The sequence below is a fragment of the Porticoccus sp. W117 genome (assembly GCF_030341905.1).
GTDB lineage: Bacteria > Pseudomonadota > Gammaproteobacteria > Pseudomonadales > Porticoccaceae > SCSIO-12696.
Window position 1 is genome coordinate 23,514 of sequence record NZ_JATAAF010000026.1, and the last position, 14,397, is coordinate 37,910.

Here is a 14,397-nt window from a genome sequence, read left to right on the forward strand (position 1 = left end):
CTAATAACTTCCTTTCCTCACAATCTCACGATTCTTGCCGCCCACAACAATTGCCCCTTCGGGCACATCTTTCGAGACAACCACACCAGCCCCAATTACAGCATTTCGACCAATCGTAACACCACCAAGCACGATAACATTTGATCCAAGCCAAACCCCATCATTAATTATGGTCTTTTGGGCCACATGCTTATATGGGAGGCCTGAATTAAGATCTAGAGAAGCAGTCTCGACTACAACACCTTTAGAAAATCGAACCAAGTCGCCCAGTTCAATTCCACCTTTTGCGCCCAGCGTACATCCTGGACCGATTGTCACCACCCCTTTTATCTCAATATTTTCTGGATATTTGATTTCAGTGGTATAGTGGATCACGCTTTCCGTGCCCACCTTCAAATAGGCACGTGACTTCAGTATTCCAAGAATCCTTACTACGGATGAACAAAGAAATACCCCCCATTTAGAAAGTACCCTCATTACAAGCGACGCAGCAATGGAGTGAAGTGCCGCTTTAGCTCCAGAAGGCATAATTTACTCTCCCATCACGTATAGTCTGTTCACGTATGAATCGATGCCAATCACATCTTCTTTCGGCAAACCTACCGGAGAATATTCATAAATACCAATTGGATGAAGAGAATACTGAACTTGAAACAACAAGCGATCCCTAGATTCACAAAGGGTCCCTTTGTGCATACCAAATGTGTCCTCCAAAAATGAATCGCCCGCCTCTCCGGAAAATTCGACTATATTCTCCTTGCCAAAGTGAGAGACAATCTCTTCATCTGTATAGCGCCTAATAACCTTGCACTTATTAGAACTATGACTTCCCTTCACAAAGACATGTGGCCCAGACCCAGAATCCACATCAGTCAAATACACGAATAATTTAATAAACTTCAAATCATCCACATCTCTATGAAAAAACTCAGCCTCTTGGGCTTCTGAATGACCTGCATAAGACCACCAGACCGCTAGATTTGAAATCGTTGGCTTTACACCCAAATACGACTCCACGAGCGACAAGACCTTCGGATCATTCGCCGCATCAAGAATGTGGGGACAAGATACAACAGACTTACTTTGATACAGCGCAGTATGACATTTCTCAGGCGGCGATGATGCATCAAAAAGTCCGCCCTCCACATCCCATCGGTCATAAACTTTCTCTCGAGAAAGGTACTCTGTTATCTCTTTTACTTGCTGATCCGTGAACAACCTTCCAAGGTTGAGAAATCCGTCATGTTTCAACCTTTCAATATCCTTGGTGCAAACCTCTAATTGAGACTCAGGACTGGGCAATCTCTTGGCAAAAACCTTCCTTATATTTTCCCTTGCCCTTGGCTCCATAAACATACGCTGCATATAGAACATAAAATTACTGAGTGGATAAAATCGATGCACCACCCTTTTCAGCAATCTACTCATACCCCCTCCACTCACTCAAAACAATCCCACTTAACAGGGTTTCCTCTTTTACAGAGAGCCTTAACCTTTTTTCCCATAACTTGATCGTAAAACTTGGGGGGCAAACCATAGCCAGGCCTAATACTCCTGACATGCGTACTGGTAATAATCTCCCCTGGCATCACATCTTGCACAAAATACAACGAGCGCCTAAATGCCAAGCTCCCCTTTTCACTTTCCTTGTGATCATAGTTAACCCGACCCAGTGACTCCCAAGAAATTCGAGCGCCATCACAAAGATTTTTCAATTCTCTAGGCTCCAACGAGAAGCTATCATCAGGCCCTCCACCAGATCGGCTTAGAGTTACATGCTTTTCAATCACGCATGCACCCAATGCAACGGAAGCTACCGCAGTTGTATTGTCGATTGTGTGATCAGATAGTCCGGCAATAACACCAAACTCACGCTCCAGGTCTGGAATTGTCAGCAAGTTGTAATCGGAAGCCGGGGCGGGATAACCACTCACACAATGAAGTACCACTAGCTCCTTGCAACCCCCGTCTTTTGCTGCTGCAATGGCCTCTGATATCTCATCCTTAGTCGCCATTCCGGTAGAGATAATCATTGGCTTACCCGTGGCAGCCGTATACTTAATCAACGGGATATCAATCGCTTCAAACGAAGCAATTTTATACGCTGGCGCCCCCAGATTTTCCAGCATATCTACTGCTGTATGATCAAAAGGCGAGCTAAACATTGTAATATCCAGCTCTCTTGCTTTTTCGAATAGCGGTTTATGCCAATCCCAGGGCATGTGCGCTTCTTTATACAGATCATAAAGAGTTCTACCATCCCAGAGACCACCACGAATCAGGAATTCATCTGAATCACAGTCCATTGTGATTGTTTCATGTGTATAGCTCTGCAGTTTTACTGCATCTGCTCCGGCCTTTTTAGACTCTTCAATAATTCTAAATGCCCGCTCAATGTCACCATTGTGATTTGCAGATAACTCCGATATCACATAAGGCCTAAACGCCCTACCAATTTTTCGACCATCAATTTCAATATAATCAGACATGGCGCAATCTTAATCCTCTATATACTCTGCATACCCACGATAAAACTTTATCCCGTTTTTGGGCGGCGCATAGTCATCAAGCTCCATTCCAGCCAACTCTTCCAGAGACCAGATCAAATCCTTAAACCCTAGCTTATGACGAAAAACCACTGTGCTTGAGAATCTCGGATTTATCTCAAACAATACAGGCCCTCTACTGGTCAATCTAAGCTGGACATTTATGGCACCAACCAGCCCGAGTCGTTCAGCCAGCTTTTCAAGGTAAAGTCTAATTTCATCGTTTTCTACGACTTCGCCTTTTCCTGTCAAACCGCCAGAAAGACTGCGCTTGAATATTACTGACCTAACCTCTCCAGAAGCAGTCACATATAAGCCGCAGGTGTACTCCTGGTCATCAGGAAGTAATAATTCCTGCCAGATATAATCTGGCCGTCCTGACAACTCACGAGCCCTTTCTTCTGTCTTGACCACCTCAACGTCCTTACTCCCCCTTCCGCCTCGAGGCTTGAAAATACAAGGAAGGGCCTGCGGGGCAGAGACTTCAACCAAAGATGTCCACGGACTATTCAAGCCATTTTTCTCGACAAACCGGGCAGTCGCATATTTATCCAGTGAGACATTAACAACAGTTGCGTTAGCCATGACAACATGACATCCGGCACGCCTTCCAAAATCGACACCAGAATTCGATAGAACGGAGATTTCAGCCTCACTTGTCGGGATAAATACTTCGATATTATTTTCCGATATTAGAGCTTCAATACTTTCAATATAGGATGCATCATCAGCCCTGGGAACACTGAACATATCATCAAAAACACACTTCCCAATTCCATCGGGAGTTATATCGCATCCAAAAACTTTTCCCGACGTATCTTCTTTTAAGATTCGGCCAATCCCCAGACCAATATCACCAGAAGCGCCACTGACTAATACCCTCATTGAGGAAATCTTACTTTCAGGCATAAGGATTATTCCTTTCAAGAATCCTGACCAGATAAGAGCAACCCGGATCTATTTCTTGTGCTTTTTCTTTGATAGGTTTGCTATCGAAGGGAACCCTTCGCTTAGCCAAAGCCAAATTCGCCACATCAAAAACCACATAACTTGCCAAGGAACCAACATCTCGAGGCTGGCCCACAGAACCCGGATTGACCACAGTACAATTTGGCCGTGAAAATACAACGGGATAATGAGTGTGACCAAAGAATACAAAATCAAAGCCAGATATTTCATCTAATCGTGCAGGACTCACATCAGGGTAAACATACTCATCCACATGTAAATCACTGCCATGAAAAAAACCGAGCTCAACACCTTCAACTTTCAGTTGTTCTGATTCTGGCAATTCATCCAACCACTTCAGGTCATCACCTGATAACTGCTCTCTGCAATACTCAAGACCACTACCATACTTTCTTTTACAGAGCTCCAAGAACTCAGGATCTTTTAAAGATCTCGCAAGGAGATCTTCATGATTCCCTCGTATAGTCACCATGCGCTCATCAGAACGAATCAAATCAATGACCTGCTTTGGCCAGTAGTAATACCCCACCAAATCACCAAGAATGTAAATCTTTTCACATCCATTCTTGTCTATATCTTGCAGAACAGCCTGAAGAGCAAAAATATTGGCATGGATATCAGAGATCACTGCTATCTTCATAGCTCATCCACTTCATCAAATATCTCTCTTGCAACACTTGATGGGGAGCGCAGCTTTCCGCTCTCCTTCAATTCTGCAAAATATGCGGCATCAGGAAATTCCTCCACACTCTTAGAGCGTATTGTCTCCTGCATACCTGTATCCATAACCCCAGGATCAAGATGAGCCACCGAAACTTGCTCATCATATTCTTGCTTTAAAACCTCAAGATGCATTTTAACAGCACATTTTGTTGCACAATAGGCACCCCAACCTGCAATTGGACGGGAAGCCGCACCAGTTGATATGTTTACCACCTTCATTGATACATCAGGTTCCTCAAGCAAACTTACAAGCTGATTAACCATCAAAACTGGCTGAATATAATTAATCATTGTTGATTGAGTAAATGCTTCCGGAGAAATAGCTCCTACTTTTACAATTGGTTCAATGGTCCCAGCATTTAATATCACCCGAAGCTCGTCCACCTTTGTCGGCACAGCGTCCAACAAACCACTCCAATCCACCTGACTCGACAAGTCACATTTGAAAAGCGACAAATTGGGATCAGTAAATTTGACAGCCGCCCTCCCTACACATATCAACTTATGGGTAGCGCTGAGTTTCGGCAGCAAGTGCTCTAGCATGGCCGCTCCCAAACCACGAGAGTACCCTGAGAGTATCGTCACCCTCATCTTCATCCCTCCAATAAGACTGACACCAAACGCCCAGCCCCTCGGCCATCAACCAATTCACAAGAGGCAGCCATTATCTGTTCGTAGTTCGCCAAAACTTCTTCAAGACTTTCGCTCAAATCAGCCGCATCAAAAGATCCCATCTGATCTATGCAGACAGCTGCGCCAAGCTCCCTCACCTTAGAGATAACATCCGATTGATTGTCGGCTGTTTTCACCAAAACTGACGGGATGCCCAAACAAAAGCGCTCCCAAGTCGCTGAACCAGCTGCACCTATCGCTACATCAGATTCAACCAACAGCTCTGAGATAGATTTTGGGCTCACGTGAAGCTCAGCAGACATTCTTGAGCCATCAAGAAACTTCTTCAGGCCGCTGATATGTGGATAGGCATCGCCAACAACTACCAGTACCCGAAACCTGTTATCAGCAAGGTAGTCTTCCAGAGACATCAAAATATTTTGAGTTACATTGCCTGGATCAGTACTTCCAAAGTTAAGAAAAACAACATTTGTATTTTTTAGCCTTACTCGTCGATCTAGAGAAGCCAATCTATTTTCAGAAAACTCTTCTCTCAGCAGACAGTACTTTGATCCGACAAGCAGTTTCGCATTCGAAGGAACCAAATCAGAGTATTCACTTGCAGAACGACCACAGGTTTGGTCTATCAGAACATCACAATTATGCTGTCTATTAACTAAATCATCGACCACACAAACCTTGTAGCCACTACGCTTAAAATAATTCTCGAACTCAACATCGAGCCCATAGTGATCCACGACAATCAAGTCATTACTGGAAAAGCCCTTTTCCTCCAGAACATTCACCCAATCCTTTGCATCTTGGTCTTTTTTCGCCCCAACCCAACCATCATAACTAGAGTAATCAGAGTCAACCTGAAGTGGCAGGACACAAAGCTCAAACCCGGACTCGGTAACGGCATTAAACTGAGCACCTTCATGAGCACGCATCAGGAAACAAATATCTTCAACACCCTCGTGCCTCAACTGCTTCGCCAGGGTAAGACATCTGGCCAAATGCCCTCCCCCAACAAACGTCCCAGCATCAACTCGAAAAGCGGCTTTCATTATCGAACCTTAAAAAGGGGCTTCAGAGGATCACATGCCAGCTTCGATAAAACCAATCCACCTTCATCAGCTTCCCTAATCAGGGGAAGAACTTCTGCGTAAGCAGCTAGCAGCGTATCTATTTCCTCATAGGAGTGAGAGTAGCTCATATTATGACTACCTAAAGTCAATATTCCCTTTTTGAACATTTCCTGCATAAACAGTGTCTTGAGCTCGAACGAATTCGCTGTTTTACCATCAGGAATCAGCAGGAAACTCCATGATGGATGCCCTGCCAGTGAAAAGTGCTCATTCAAGCCTTTACTCTCAATAAGACTTGCCAGCCCATCCAACAAATATTTCCCTTTAGACTCCAGATCAGAAACAACTTTTTCACTTTTCAGTTTATCAAGAACTGCACTTGCCGCAGCTAACGACAAAGCCTCGCCACCAAACGTACCGCTGAAGAAAACATCCTCCATTAACTTCATTACATCTGAGCGACCAGTAACGGCGGACAACGGATAACCATTCGCCAACCCTTTACCAAAGGTAGCCAGATCTGGAGTGACTCCAAAATATTGTTGGGCACCACCTTCCGAATATCTAAAACCAGTAATGGTCTCATCAAAAATCAGTAACGCCCCGTTGTCGTGAGTAACCTTCTTCACTCGCTCCAAGAAGTCGTCTTTAGGAAATTCAACATTCATAGGCTCCATAATGACGGCACCCACTTGTCCCGAATTTTCTTCAAAAATACGGATCAAGGAATCGATATCATTATATGAGAACTTATGGGTCAGTTTCTGAACAACCTCAGGCACACCCAGGTTTCTAGAAGTGGAACCAATATACCAATCCTGCCAACCGTGATACCCACACACTGCGACATCATCTCGCCCAGTAAATGCTCGAGCTATTCTTATAGCCCCCGAGGTTGCATCAGACCCATTCTTGCCGAACCTAACCTTTTCAGCACAAGGCACCATATCAACAATTTTTTCAGCCACTTCAGCTTCCAAAACGGTTGAAAGGGAAAAGCTCACTCCTTTTTCAAGCTGGCTTATTACTGCGTTATCAACACTTGAATCACAGTAACCCAGAGTGATAGAAGCCAGTGCGTTGACGAAGTCAATATATTCATTTCCATCAACATCTTTAACAACACTCCCTTTTCCTCTCTCAAGAAAAAGAGGTGAAACACCTCTCGGATATTGAGTAATACTCTTACTAAATGTTTGGGATGCCAGCGGAATAGTCTTCAGAGCCCGCTCAAGTAATTCTTCTGAGTTTTTGTAGCAACGATTCATTTTTTAAACCCTTAAACCTTTTCATCACGAGCCAAAGACGTCGTTAACCCTTCATTCCTTAAAAAGGAAGAGTTTATTTCCTGGAGTTCAGGCTCGAACTCAAGAGCCTTTATTACGTCAGCCGAGGAAAAATTAGGATTACTCGCGTACAGTCTTTTGTATATTTGATTCACAAACTCGAAATCTTCAAACTCATCAACTGTCCATCTCATTGATGAATTATCAGTATCTGACACCAAACCACATATCTTATAACGATCAGCGTTATTCCGAATGTAGAGCGTGACATGCTCACGCTCCGAAACCTTTTCTGACGAAGCCCACGCCTCAAAAAGAACGCTTGACTTCACAACTTCTACGTCAAGACCATCTGGATATGTGGGAGTTAGGGAGTTAGAAGTGTAGTCTGCCCCTTCCTTTATATGTCGCTCAATTGTCAGATCAATCAATTCGGGATCGATTAATGGGCAATCACCAGTAAGCCTAACCACATGCTCTGGGTCATACTGCTGAGCTGCTTGATAATAACGATCCAAGACATCTACCAAGCTCCCGCGAAAGCAATCTATACTATGTGTTTCACAGAAGCGCTCCAACTCATCATCACTGCCGTCAATACTGGTAGCCACAATCAGGCGATCAATTTGGGAAGAGCGCTTAATGCGCTCAATTTGATGCCACAGCATTGGTTTACCTAAAATGCATTTCAGTACTTTACCCGGCAATCTAGAGGACGACATCCTGGCTTGGAGGATTGCTAAAACCTTCATTTAAAGCTCCATCTGGATGGCTCAATCACGCTTAAATCAGAAACAGAACAGGAAGAAAACACGTCCGGATCAATCCTTCCACTAGATGATTCCAGTAACTCAGAGAACTGATCGAGACTATTAACCCCGCACACAACTACATCAACGCAATCAAGGGAAGAAACGAACTGCAATGAAGCTTCAAGTGGAGTAACGCCTTCTTTCATGCAGAGTTTATGAAAGTCAGCATGTAGAGGCTTAATCGATTCGAAATAAGGATTCAAGGACTCTGTATCCATCAATAACAGCCCCTGAAGAAATGCACTTCTTACATGAATCTCTACACCTTCAGATTTCAACTGAGCTAATACTTCTGACCTTAGAAACCGTTGATCGAAAATATTGAGAGGCAATTGAACCAGGTTCAGCGACACCTTCTCAGCGATGCCAGCCAATTGTTCAGGAGAATACACCGAGACTCCTATCTTTTGGACTAGCCCAGCCGCTTTTAAGTTCTGCATCTCAGCGTAGAGATCAAAACCTCCAGGTTTCAACAAATCATCCGCATTATGTATCAAGAGACCATACACACCCTTCAACCGCAATCTAGTTAGAGAGCGATGAAAAACGGCCAACAGCTTTGAAACGTCTTCACCACCAACTTTAGATCCAAAAAAATGGGGAGTCTTTGTTACAACTTTATAAGCAGTATCCGACAGTGCCGCCAAACATTCACCAAGAACCTCTTCACTGTCCCCATACAACGCAGCTGTATCGACCACAGAGACGCCACTTTCCTTGGCTGCCTCCAAGATTCTTACCACTTCGTCCTTGCCAGTTTTTCCAGACTTGTTACTGATCCCGTAATCCTGGCCAAATTGAACCGTACCTAAACCCAGTTTCATCCATCCGCACTCTCTGACTTCAACAGCCCCATGACAAAGCAGTCCTGCCGTCGACCATCAACCTGCGCGTGCTCTCGAAGCACACCCTCCACCTGATAACCTGATTTCAAGAATGCCTTCTTAGAGCCTAGATTCTCTTCATAACAGCCGGCATCAACCTTATTCAAACCCAAGCTTATGAATGCGTACTTAGATACAGCTTTTATCATCTCTGTAGCATAACCACGCCCCCAGCACGTCTTCTCACCAACCATTAAACCTATGGTTGCACGACTATGCTGCAAGGAAATTGGCCCAAGCTTTATATTCCCAATATGCTTTCCACTCTGCTTTTCGAAAACACCAAATAGAATATTCTCTGAAGATTTCAGCATCGACTCAACAAAGCACTTGACAGACTTTATATCTTGAATCATAAATCTGGTTTCCAGATACTGGTTTATCTCAGGATCATTCAGCCAATCAACATATTCTTGAGTTACATCGCCAACATTTAGCTCTCTAAAGATTAGTCGTTGACTTTCCAATAATTCCCGGGAATCCATTATTCACCCAACTCCTTTAAGCGCGACTTTCAAAGCAGCCACAACTTCATCCTGTTGGTCATAAGTCATCTGATGAAAAAGTGGCAAGCTTATCGCCTTTGAATAGTATTCTTCAGCAACCGGGTAATGCCCCCGGGCAAAACCAAGATCACGGTAATACGGCTGTGTGTGCACAGGAATGTAGTGCAAATTTACGCCAACCCCTTGACTTCGTAGTGAATCAAAAATCTCTTTATGGGAAGGGCCACTACCTTCAGTTTCCACCTGAATAACATAGAGATGAAATCCAGAATAACTGAAACTTTCTTGATGCGGAGTTATTACCGGCAATGCTGAAAGGAGCTTATCGTAGCGTGCAGCCAATTCGTGGCGAGCAGAAACAAAATCATCCAGTCTAGCCATCTGGCTAATTCCAAGAGCAGCTTGCAACTCTGTCATTCGATAATTAAAGCCTAGGGCCACCTGCTGATAGTACCAATCGCCATCAGGCTCATGGGTCATGAGGTCGGCATCCCGAGTCACCCCATGACTTCGGTACAGTGACATCCGCTTTGCCACGTTTTCATCATTAGTAACCGCCATACCGCCTTCAGCGGTAGTCACGATTTTTACGGGGTGAAAACTAAATACAGTGACGTCTGAAAATTCACAACTTCCGACCACGCTATCCTTATACCTTCCTCCGATAGCATGTGATGCGTCTTCAATTATTAAGAAGCCATACTGATCAGCCAGCTGCTTCAATCCAGCCATGTCACATGGCTGCCCACAAAGATGAACAGGTATGACGACTTTAGGCAGCCTGCCACCATCAATCGCTACTTGTTCCAGCTTTGCCCTGAGAGACGAAATGCTCAAGTTGTATGTTTTAGGATCAATATCCACAAAATCAACATCAGCACCACAGTATCGTGCGCAGTTAGCTGATGCCACAAATGTAACTGGGGATGTCCAAACAACATCCCCAGGGCCAACGTCAAGAGCAAGACAAGCTATATGCAAGGCCGAGGTAGCGCTATTCGTTGCCAGTGCGTGTTTAGCGCCTGTATATGTGCACACGACTCCCTCAAACTCAGGAACCTTGGGGCCCTGAGTCAAGAAATCGGATTGCAAAACACTGACAACAGCATCAATGTCATCTTTAGAAATATCTTGGCGCCCGTAAGGAATCATAGCTCGGCCAACTTATCAAACTCACGAATCTCATCAACCGTCAGGAAGTGCGTGTTGTTTCCTGAATGATATTCGTAGCCAAGCCCTACTTCTTCACCTCTCTCGCCCAATCCATTGAGCATGTAGTCATTATCACCATTATGAAACTTAATTGTTGGCCTCAATACGTAGTGATCCCCAAACTCAAGTGTCAAATGAGAATCATCAGCTGGGCACATAATTTCATGCAACTTCTCCCCAGGGCGAATACCGATGATTTTTGTAGCCACACCCGGCGCATAAGCTTCGGCAAGATCCATGATGCGGACGGAAGGAATTTTCGGAACAAAAATTTCACCACCATGCATGCGCTTAAAGTTAGTCAATACAAAATCAACACCTTGTTGCAGACTAATCCAGAAGCGGGTCATGTCAGCATGAGTAATTGGCAACTCCTCAACACCTTCCGAAAGAAGCCTCTTGAAGAAAGGAACCACAGATCCGCGCGAGCCCACAACATTTCCGTAACGTACAACTGCAAAACGGGTACGACCTTTGCCGACCATATTGTTTGCCGCCACAAACAACTTATCTGATGCCAACTTCGTTGCACCATACAGATTAATGGGATTGGCAGCTTTATCTGTAGACAAGGCAATCACCTTTTCCACATCGTTCGCAATGGCTGCCTGAATAACATTCTCAGCACCATGCACATTTGTTTTAATGCACTCCATCGGATTGTATTCAGCGGCTGGAACCTGCTTTTGAGCAGCAGCATGGATAACAAAGTCAACATCCTGCATCGCCTGCTTCAATCTTTCAGCATCTCGGACGTCACCGATAAAGTAACGCATGCACGGGGCATTAAACGTCTGCTGCATCTCGAACTGCTTAAGTTCATCACGAGAGTAAATAATCAATCGCTTCGGGTTATATCTTTCAAGGATAGTTTTGGTATATTTCTTTCCAAAAGATCCAGTACCACCAGTAATTAAAATACTTTTATTACTAAACATAAAAACCCCTTAAAAATTAGATAAAAACTCACTTCGAAAAACCAAATAGAATTGACGAACTATGAGATTTATCGTTCTTTAAACTAGAAAAAACTATTGCTAAAATTAATACAAAAAAGCCGTTCAATGTGCCATTATCAAACGCCAAGTTACTAAGTCCATAGATAGAGTAGAGCAAACAAAGCGAGAAAACTTGCCTCCTCAGAAAAAGTTCTCTAGTTCTAGACGCAACAATAAAATATGGCGCTATCAAGAGAAAAAACAGACTAAGCAAACCAAAAAGACCCGAACCCACAAGCGTGGTGAGGTACTCATTGTGCAAATGTGTTAACTCAGTGACAATTCTATTTTCAGAATTTATAACTGTCGTCTCAGACAGCATAATGTTGGTATTCTCCCGCCCGACACCTAGCCACGGGTACTTAGCAAACAACTCCATCCCGCCTTGATACATCAACAATCTATACCCTATAGAAGATGCTTGGTTGGAGCCATTAGAATAAGCGACGACGTCATCGTATGTTCGCTCCATACGACTTTCTAACTTATCCCAAAAGGCAAACGAAACAAAAATAACGATTATTAAGGAGCAATGGAAGACTCGCGACTTAAACCAAGCCCCCTTAATCCCTTTGGAGTAAATTAAGAAAGTTATTAACAGCGGCAATAATGCTAATAAAGTCCCCCGACTCAAAGATAGAACTATAGGCACCAATCCTAAAGCTACAAAAATCCAAAGCCAAAGCCTACTATTTTTTAACGCATATATAGCAACAAAACTCATCTGCAACAAAACAATATTTGCAAACAATATTGCATTAATACCCCCATGCGCACGACCAAACCGAGTAGTATATAGCTGATATATCGACACACCGACAGCGAACAATAAAGCGACTAAGGCTCCTAACAAAAGAACTGGAAACCTATATTTCAACTGACATAGAATTACAAAAAAAAGAGGAAAAGCCAAAAAATGAATTTGCGTAAATGACGACAACATTCCCGCTACAGGCTCCCTCTCTGCTAACCCTGCCGTCACAAAATCAACAAGCCAAAAAAATACAAAGCAGTAGTAAAGTGGTAGTATCGGTTTAATATCCCAATTCGCTTTTTCCTTGATCAGCATATAGACACCGCTGAACAGAAATAGAGCCAGCATGGCGCTGCCGCCCGACTTCACCTGCAAAATCAGAATCGGATAAAGAAACAAACAGACATATGGCATCCAATGGCTACCAGGAGTCATTGTGGGCAATGCTTTTAACTGAGATAACCATTCTGCTGATATAGCGAGGAATCTCGCCTTGGGTGTCGAAGACCGGGTGTCCGTAGAGCTCATGATGTCCGTTTATCCGCTACCGCGGAGGGGTGTATAAATAACCGCCGGATTATACCGGGATAGCTCACAATAGACTATGGATTTGAAAAGAAAACTGGGGCTTGGTGATCTAAGTCACTGTTTTGGAGTGGAGGTTATCTGCTTCATTGGCAGTTGAGAGACCCACTCGCGGCTATGCTTTAAGGATAATAGGTAGGGTTAAGAGTTGCGCATCTTATCCAGCGCATAGTGAATATGCTCAATAAAGAACTCCGGCATAGGCTCTATCAATGAGGCGTAATGCCTTGGGCATTGCACAGTGATCGGTTCACGGATCAGCACATAACCTTCGCTATACAATTCGTAGGGAATCTTGATCGTGCCCTCGCGTTTGTCCCCCAAACCCAATACAGGCAAGGCAGTTAGTAAGACATCTGCACCACAGGACTCAGCAGACAATACAAAAGCAGGGCTAAAGCCGCCAGAATATGGCCGCTTGGGTTCACCATTATCCCAACACAGCCAGATTAAGTGGCCAATAGATGGCAGGTAGTCTTCAGGGGGATTTTTACAGCGAAGCATATTTGAAGGCTAAAAACGGGAAGCCAAAGCTTCCCGTTTTTAGAAAAATCAAAGGGTTATCTGTGACTTGAGTTTGGCAAGGGTCTTTTCACCAATTCCTTTAACCTCCAAAAGCTGGTCAAGGGACTTATACTTGCCGCCTAACTGCTTTCTGTAGCTGACGATAGCCTGGGCCTTTTTCAGCCCGATGCCTTTCAAAGCACCGGCAATAGCCTCTGCATCCGCGGTGTTGATATTGACTTTACCTTGGATCTGCTCGGCTCTCGCCGGCTTTTTGGCAGACTCGGCAGAAACTGACCCCAGTGGCAAAGCCAGACTGCAAGCAACGAGGGTTGAGGTTAGTAAGCGCTTGATTTTCATAACACATCTCCTTGTAGTGCGGGGTGAAATCCATTCGATATGGCTTACGTTATGCTTATGTGACCTGAATTACTATCGGTAAAAATCTGAAATTTTTGTAGGAAATAGATTACTCACTATTTCTTGATGACTCTCCCAATATATCAGCGATTCTTTTGGATGCTTGCCCATCACCATATGGGTTGTGTGCAGAACTCATGATTTGATAGCTTTCTTGGCAATCCATCAACTGGGACACCTCAGAAACGATTTTATCTACACAGGTGCCAACCAATTTTACTGTACCGGCAGCAACTGCCTCTGGCCGTTCTGTAGTTTCCCTCATAACAAGAACAGGCTTACCCAATGAAGGCGCCTCCTCTTGTATACCGCCCGAATCTGTCAAGATGATGTGCGACTTCTTCATCAAATACACAAATGGCAAATAGTCCGTAAGCGTCCGGCCAACACATCTACCGATCCGGTTCTGAACGCATAATGATGGTGTCCACCTATTATTAAGTGGACACCTATTATGGATACATTAAGCGGCACCTCACTCTCATTCCCGGCCTCAAC

At 44.1% G+C, this 14,397-nt stretch carries 17 protein-coding genes; all 17 read right to left on the reverse strand.

Annotation, left to right across the window (positions count from 1 at the left end):
* Nucleotides 1-528, reverse strand: coding sequence for an acyltransferase (locus tag QSV34_RS13565; protein ID WP_289155565.1), 528 nt, complete (start codon nucleotides 526-528; stop codon nucleotides 1-3).
* A gap of 3 nt (nucleotides 529-531) precedes the next feature.
* Complete coding sequence (locus QSV34_RS13570; RefSeq protein ID WP_289155567.1) at nucleotides 532-1,428, reverse strand: phytanoyl-CoA dioxygenase family protein; 897 nt, start codon at nucleotides 1,426-1,428, stop codon at nucleotides 532-534.
* Nucleotides 1,429-1,439: 11 nt separating this feature from the next.
* Nucleotides 1,440-2,489 carry a pseudaminic acid synthase gene (pseI, locus tag QSV34_RS13575; RefSeq protein ID WP_289155568.1) on the reverse strand — a complete coding sequence of 350 codons (1,050 nt, stop codon included), beginning with the start codon at nucleotides 2,487-2,489 and terminating at the stop codon, nucleotides 1,440-1,442.
* A 9-nt stretch (nucleotides 2,490-2,498) separates the two neighbouring features.
* Nucleotides 2,499-3,455 (reverse strand): ATP-grasp domain-containing protein, encoded by a 957-nt coding sequence (locus QSV34_RS13580; RefSeq protein ID WP_289155570.1) that lies wholly within the window; start codon nucleotides 3,453-3,455, stop codon nucleotides 2,499-2,501.
* The gene (locus tag QSV34_RS13585; RefSeq protein ID WP_289155572.1) at nucleotides 3,448-4,155 is read right to left on the reverse strand and encodes a metallophosphoesterase family protein; all 708 of its coding nucleotides are present in this window, start codon (nucleotides 4,153-4,155) and stop codon (nucleotides 3,448-3,450) included. The genes QSV34_RS13580 and QSV34_RS13585 overlap by 8 nt, the downstream gene beginning before the upstream one ends.
* Complete coding sequence (locus tag QSV34_RS13590; protein ID WP_353738398.1) at nucleotides 4,152-4,835, reverse strand: SDR family NAD(P)-dependent oxidoreductase; 684 nt, start codon at nucleotides 4,833-4,835, stop codon at nucleotides 4,152-4,154. Before QSV34_RS13590 ends, QSV34_RS13585 begins: the two co-directional genes overlap by 4 nt.
* Entirely contained in the window at nucleotides 4,832-5,917 is a 1,086-nt protein-coding gene (pseG, locus tag QSV34_RS13595) for a UDP-2,4-diacetamido-2,4,6-trideoxy-beta-L-altropyranose hydrolase (RefSeq protein WP_289155576.1), read from the reverse strand. The genes QSV34_RS13590 and pseG overlap by 4 nt, the downstream gene beginning before the upstream one ends.
* On the reverse strand, nucleotides 5,917-7,206 hold the full coding sequence (locus tag QSV34_RS13600) for an aminotransferase class III-fold pyridoxal phosphate-dependent enzyme (protein WP_289155578.1): 1,290 nt from the start codon (nucleotides 7,204-7,206) through the stop codon (nucleotides 5,917-5,919). Before QSV34_RS13600 ends, pseG begins: the two co-directional genes overlap by 1 nt.
* Before the next feature lie 11 nt (nucleotides 7,207-7,217).
* Nucleotides 7,218-7,976 carry a cytidylyltransferase domain-containing protein gene (locus QSV34_RS13605; RefSeq protein WP_289155579.1) on the reverse strand — a complete coding sequence of 253 codons (759 nt, stop codon included), beginning with the start codon at nucleotides 7,974-7,976 and terminating at the stop codon, nucleotides 7,218-7,220.
* Nucleotides 7,973-8,860 (reverse strand): aldo/keto reductase, encoded by an 888-nt coding sequence (locus QSV34_RS13610; RefSeq protein ID WP_289155581.1) that lies wholly within the window; start codon nucleotides 8,858-8,860, stop codon nucleotides 7,973-7,975. Before QSV34_RS13610 ends, QSV34_RS13605 begins: the two co-directional genes overlap by 4 nt.
* The gene (locus QSV34_RS13615; RefSeq protein WP_289155583.1) at nucleotides 8,857-9,405 is read right to left on the reverse strand and encodes a GNAT family N-acetyltransferase; all 549 of its coding nucleotides are present in this window, start codon (nucleotides 9,403-9,405) and stop codon (nucleotides 8,857-8,859) included. The genes QSV34_RS13610 and QSV34_RS13615 overlap by 4 nt, the downstream gene beginning before the upstream one ends.
* 3 nt (nucleotides 9,406-9,408) lie before the next feature.
* A complete protein-coding gene (gene pseC, locus QSV34_RS13620) occupies nucleotides 9,409-10,578 on the reverse strand; it encodes a UDP-4-amino-4,6-dideoxy-N-acetyl-beta-L-altrosamine transaminase (RefSeq protein WP_289155585.1) in 1,170 nt (389 codons plus the stop codon).
* The gene (gene pseB, locus QSV34_RS13625; RefSeq protein ID WP_289155586.1) at nucleotides 10,575-11,576 is read right to left on the reverse strand and encodes a UDP-N-acetylglucosamine 4,6-dehydratase (inverting); all 1,002 of its coding nucleotides are present in this window, start codon (nucleotides 11,574-11,576) and stop codon (nucleotides 10,575-10,577) included. Before pseB ends, pseC begins: the two co-directional genes overlap by 4 nt.
* 28 nt (nucleotides 11,577-11,604) lie before the next feature.
* The gene (locus tag QSV34_RS13630) at nucleotides 11,605-12,918 is read right to left on the reverse strand and encodes an O-antigen ligase family protein (RefSeq protein ID WP_289155588.1); all 1,314 of its coding nucleotides are present in this window, start codon (nucleotides 12,916-12,918) and stop codon (nucleotides 11,605-11,607) included.
* Nucleotides 12,919-13,116: 198 nt separating this feature from the next.
* Nucleotides 13,117-13,479, reverse strand: a complete 363-nt coding sequence (locus QSV34_RS13635) for a hypothetical protein (RefSeq protein ID WP_289155590.1) — start codon at nucleotides 13,477-13,479, stop codon at nucleotides 13,117-13,119.
* A gap of 48 nt (nucleotides 13,480-13,527) precedes the next feature.
* Entirely contained in the window at nucleotides 13,528-13,839 is a 312-nt protein-coding gene (locus tag QSV34_RS13640; protein ID WP_289155592.1) for a ComEA family DNA-binding protein, read from the reverse strand.
* A gap of 109 nt (nucleotides 13,840-13,948) precedes the next feature.
* Nucleotides 13,949-14,263 carry a UDP-N-acetylglucosamine 2-epimerase gene (locus QSV34_RS13645; RefSeq protein WP_353738400.1) on the reverse strand — a complete coding sequence of 105 codons (315 nt, stop codon included), beginning with the start codon at nucleotides 14,261-14,263 and terminating at the stop codon, nucleotides 13,949-13,951.
* Nucleotides 14,264-14,397 lie beyond the last annotated feature (134 nt).

Coding starts and splice junctions, on each gene's coding strand:
- QSV34_RS13565 (WP_289155565.1), bottom strand. CDS start 528: ATGCCTTCTGGAGCTAAAGCGGCACTTCACTCCATTGCTGCGTCGCTT.
- QSV34_RS13570 (WP_289155567.1), bottom strand. CDS start 1,428: ATGAGTAGATTGCTGAAAAGGGTGGTGCATCGATTTTATCCACTCAGT.
- pseI (WP_289155568.1), bottom strand. CDS start 2,489: ATGTCTGATTATATTGAAATTGATGGTCGAAAAATTGGTAGGGCGTTT.
- QSV34_RS13580 (WP_289155570.1), bottom strand. CDS start 3,455: ATGCCTGAAAGTAAGATTTCCTCAATGAGGGTATTAGTCAGTGGCGCT.
- QSV34_RS13585 (WP_289155572.1), bottom strand. CDS start 4,155: ATGAAGATAGCAGTGATCTCTGATATCCATGCCAATATTTTTGCTCTT.
- QSV34_RS13590 (WP_353738398.1), bottom strand. CDS start 4,835: ATGAAGATGAGGGTGACGATACTCTCAGGGTACTCTCGTGGTTTGGGA.
- pseG (WP_289155576.1), bottom strand. CDS start 5,917: ATGAAAGCCGCTTTTCGAGTTGATGCTGGGACGTTTGTTGGGGGAGGG.
- QSV34_RS13600 (WP_289155578.1), bottom strand. CDS start 7,206: ATGAATCGTTGCTACAAAAACTCAGAAGAATTACTTGAGCGGGCTCTG.
- QSV34_RS13605 (WP_289155579.1), bottom strand. CDS start 7,976: ATGAAGGTTTTAGCAATCCTCCAAGCCAGGATGTCGTCCTCTAGATTG.
- QSV34_RS13610 (WP_289155581.1), bottom strand. CDS start 8,860: ATGAAACTGGGTTTAGGTACGGTTCAATTTGGCCAGGATTACGGGATC.
- QSV34_RS13615 (WP_289155583.1), bottom strand. CDS start 9,405: ATGGATTCCCGGGAATTATTGGAAAGTCAACGACTAATCTTTAGAGAG.
- pseC (WP_289155585.1), bottom strand. CDS start 10,578: ATGATTCCTTACGGGCGCCAAGATATTTCTAAAGATGACATTGATGCT.
- pseB (WP_289155586.1), bottom strand. CDS start 11,576: ATGTTTAGTAATAAAAGTATTTTAATTACTGGTGGTACTGGATCTTTT.
- QSV34_RS13630 (WP_289155588.1), bottom strand. CDS start 12,918: ATGAGCTCTACGGACACCCGGTCTTCGACACCCAAGGCGAGATTCCTC.
- QSV34_RS13635 (WP_289155590.1), bottom strand. CDS start 13,479: ATGCTTCGCTGTAAAAATCCCCCTGAAGACTACCTGCCATCTATTGGC.
- QSV34_RS13640 (WP_289155592.1), bottom strand. CDS start 13,839: ATGAAAATCAAGCGCTTACTAACCTCAACCCTCGTTGCTTGCAGTCTG.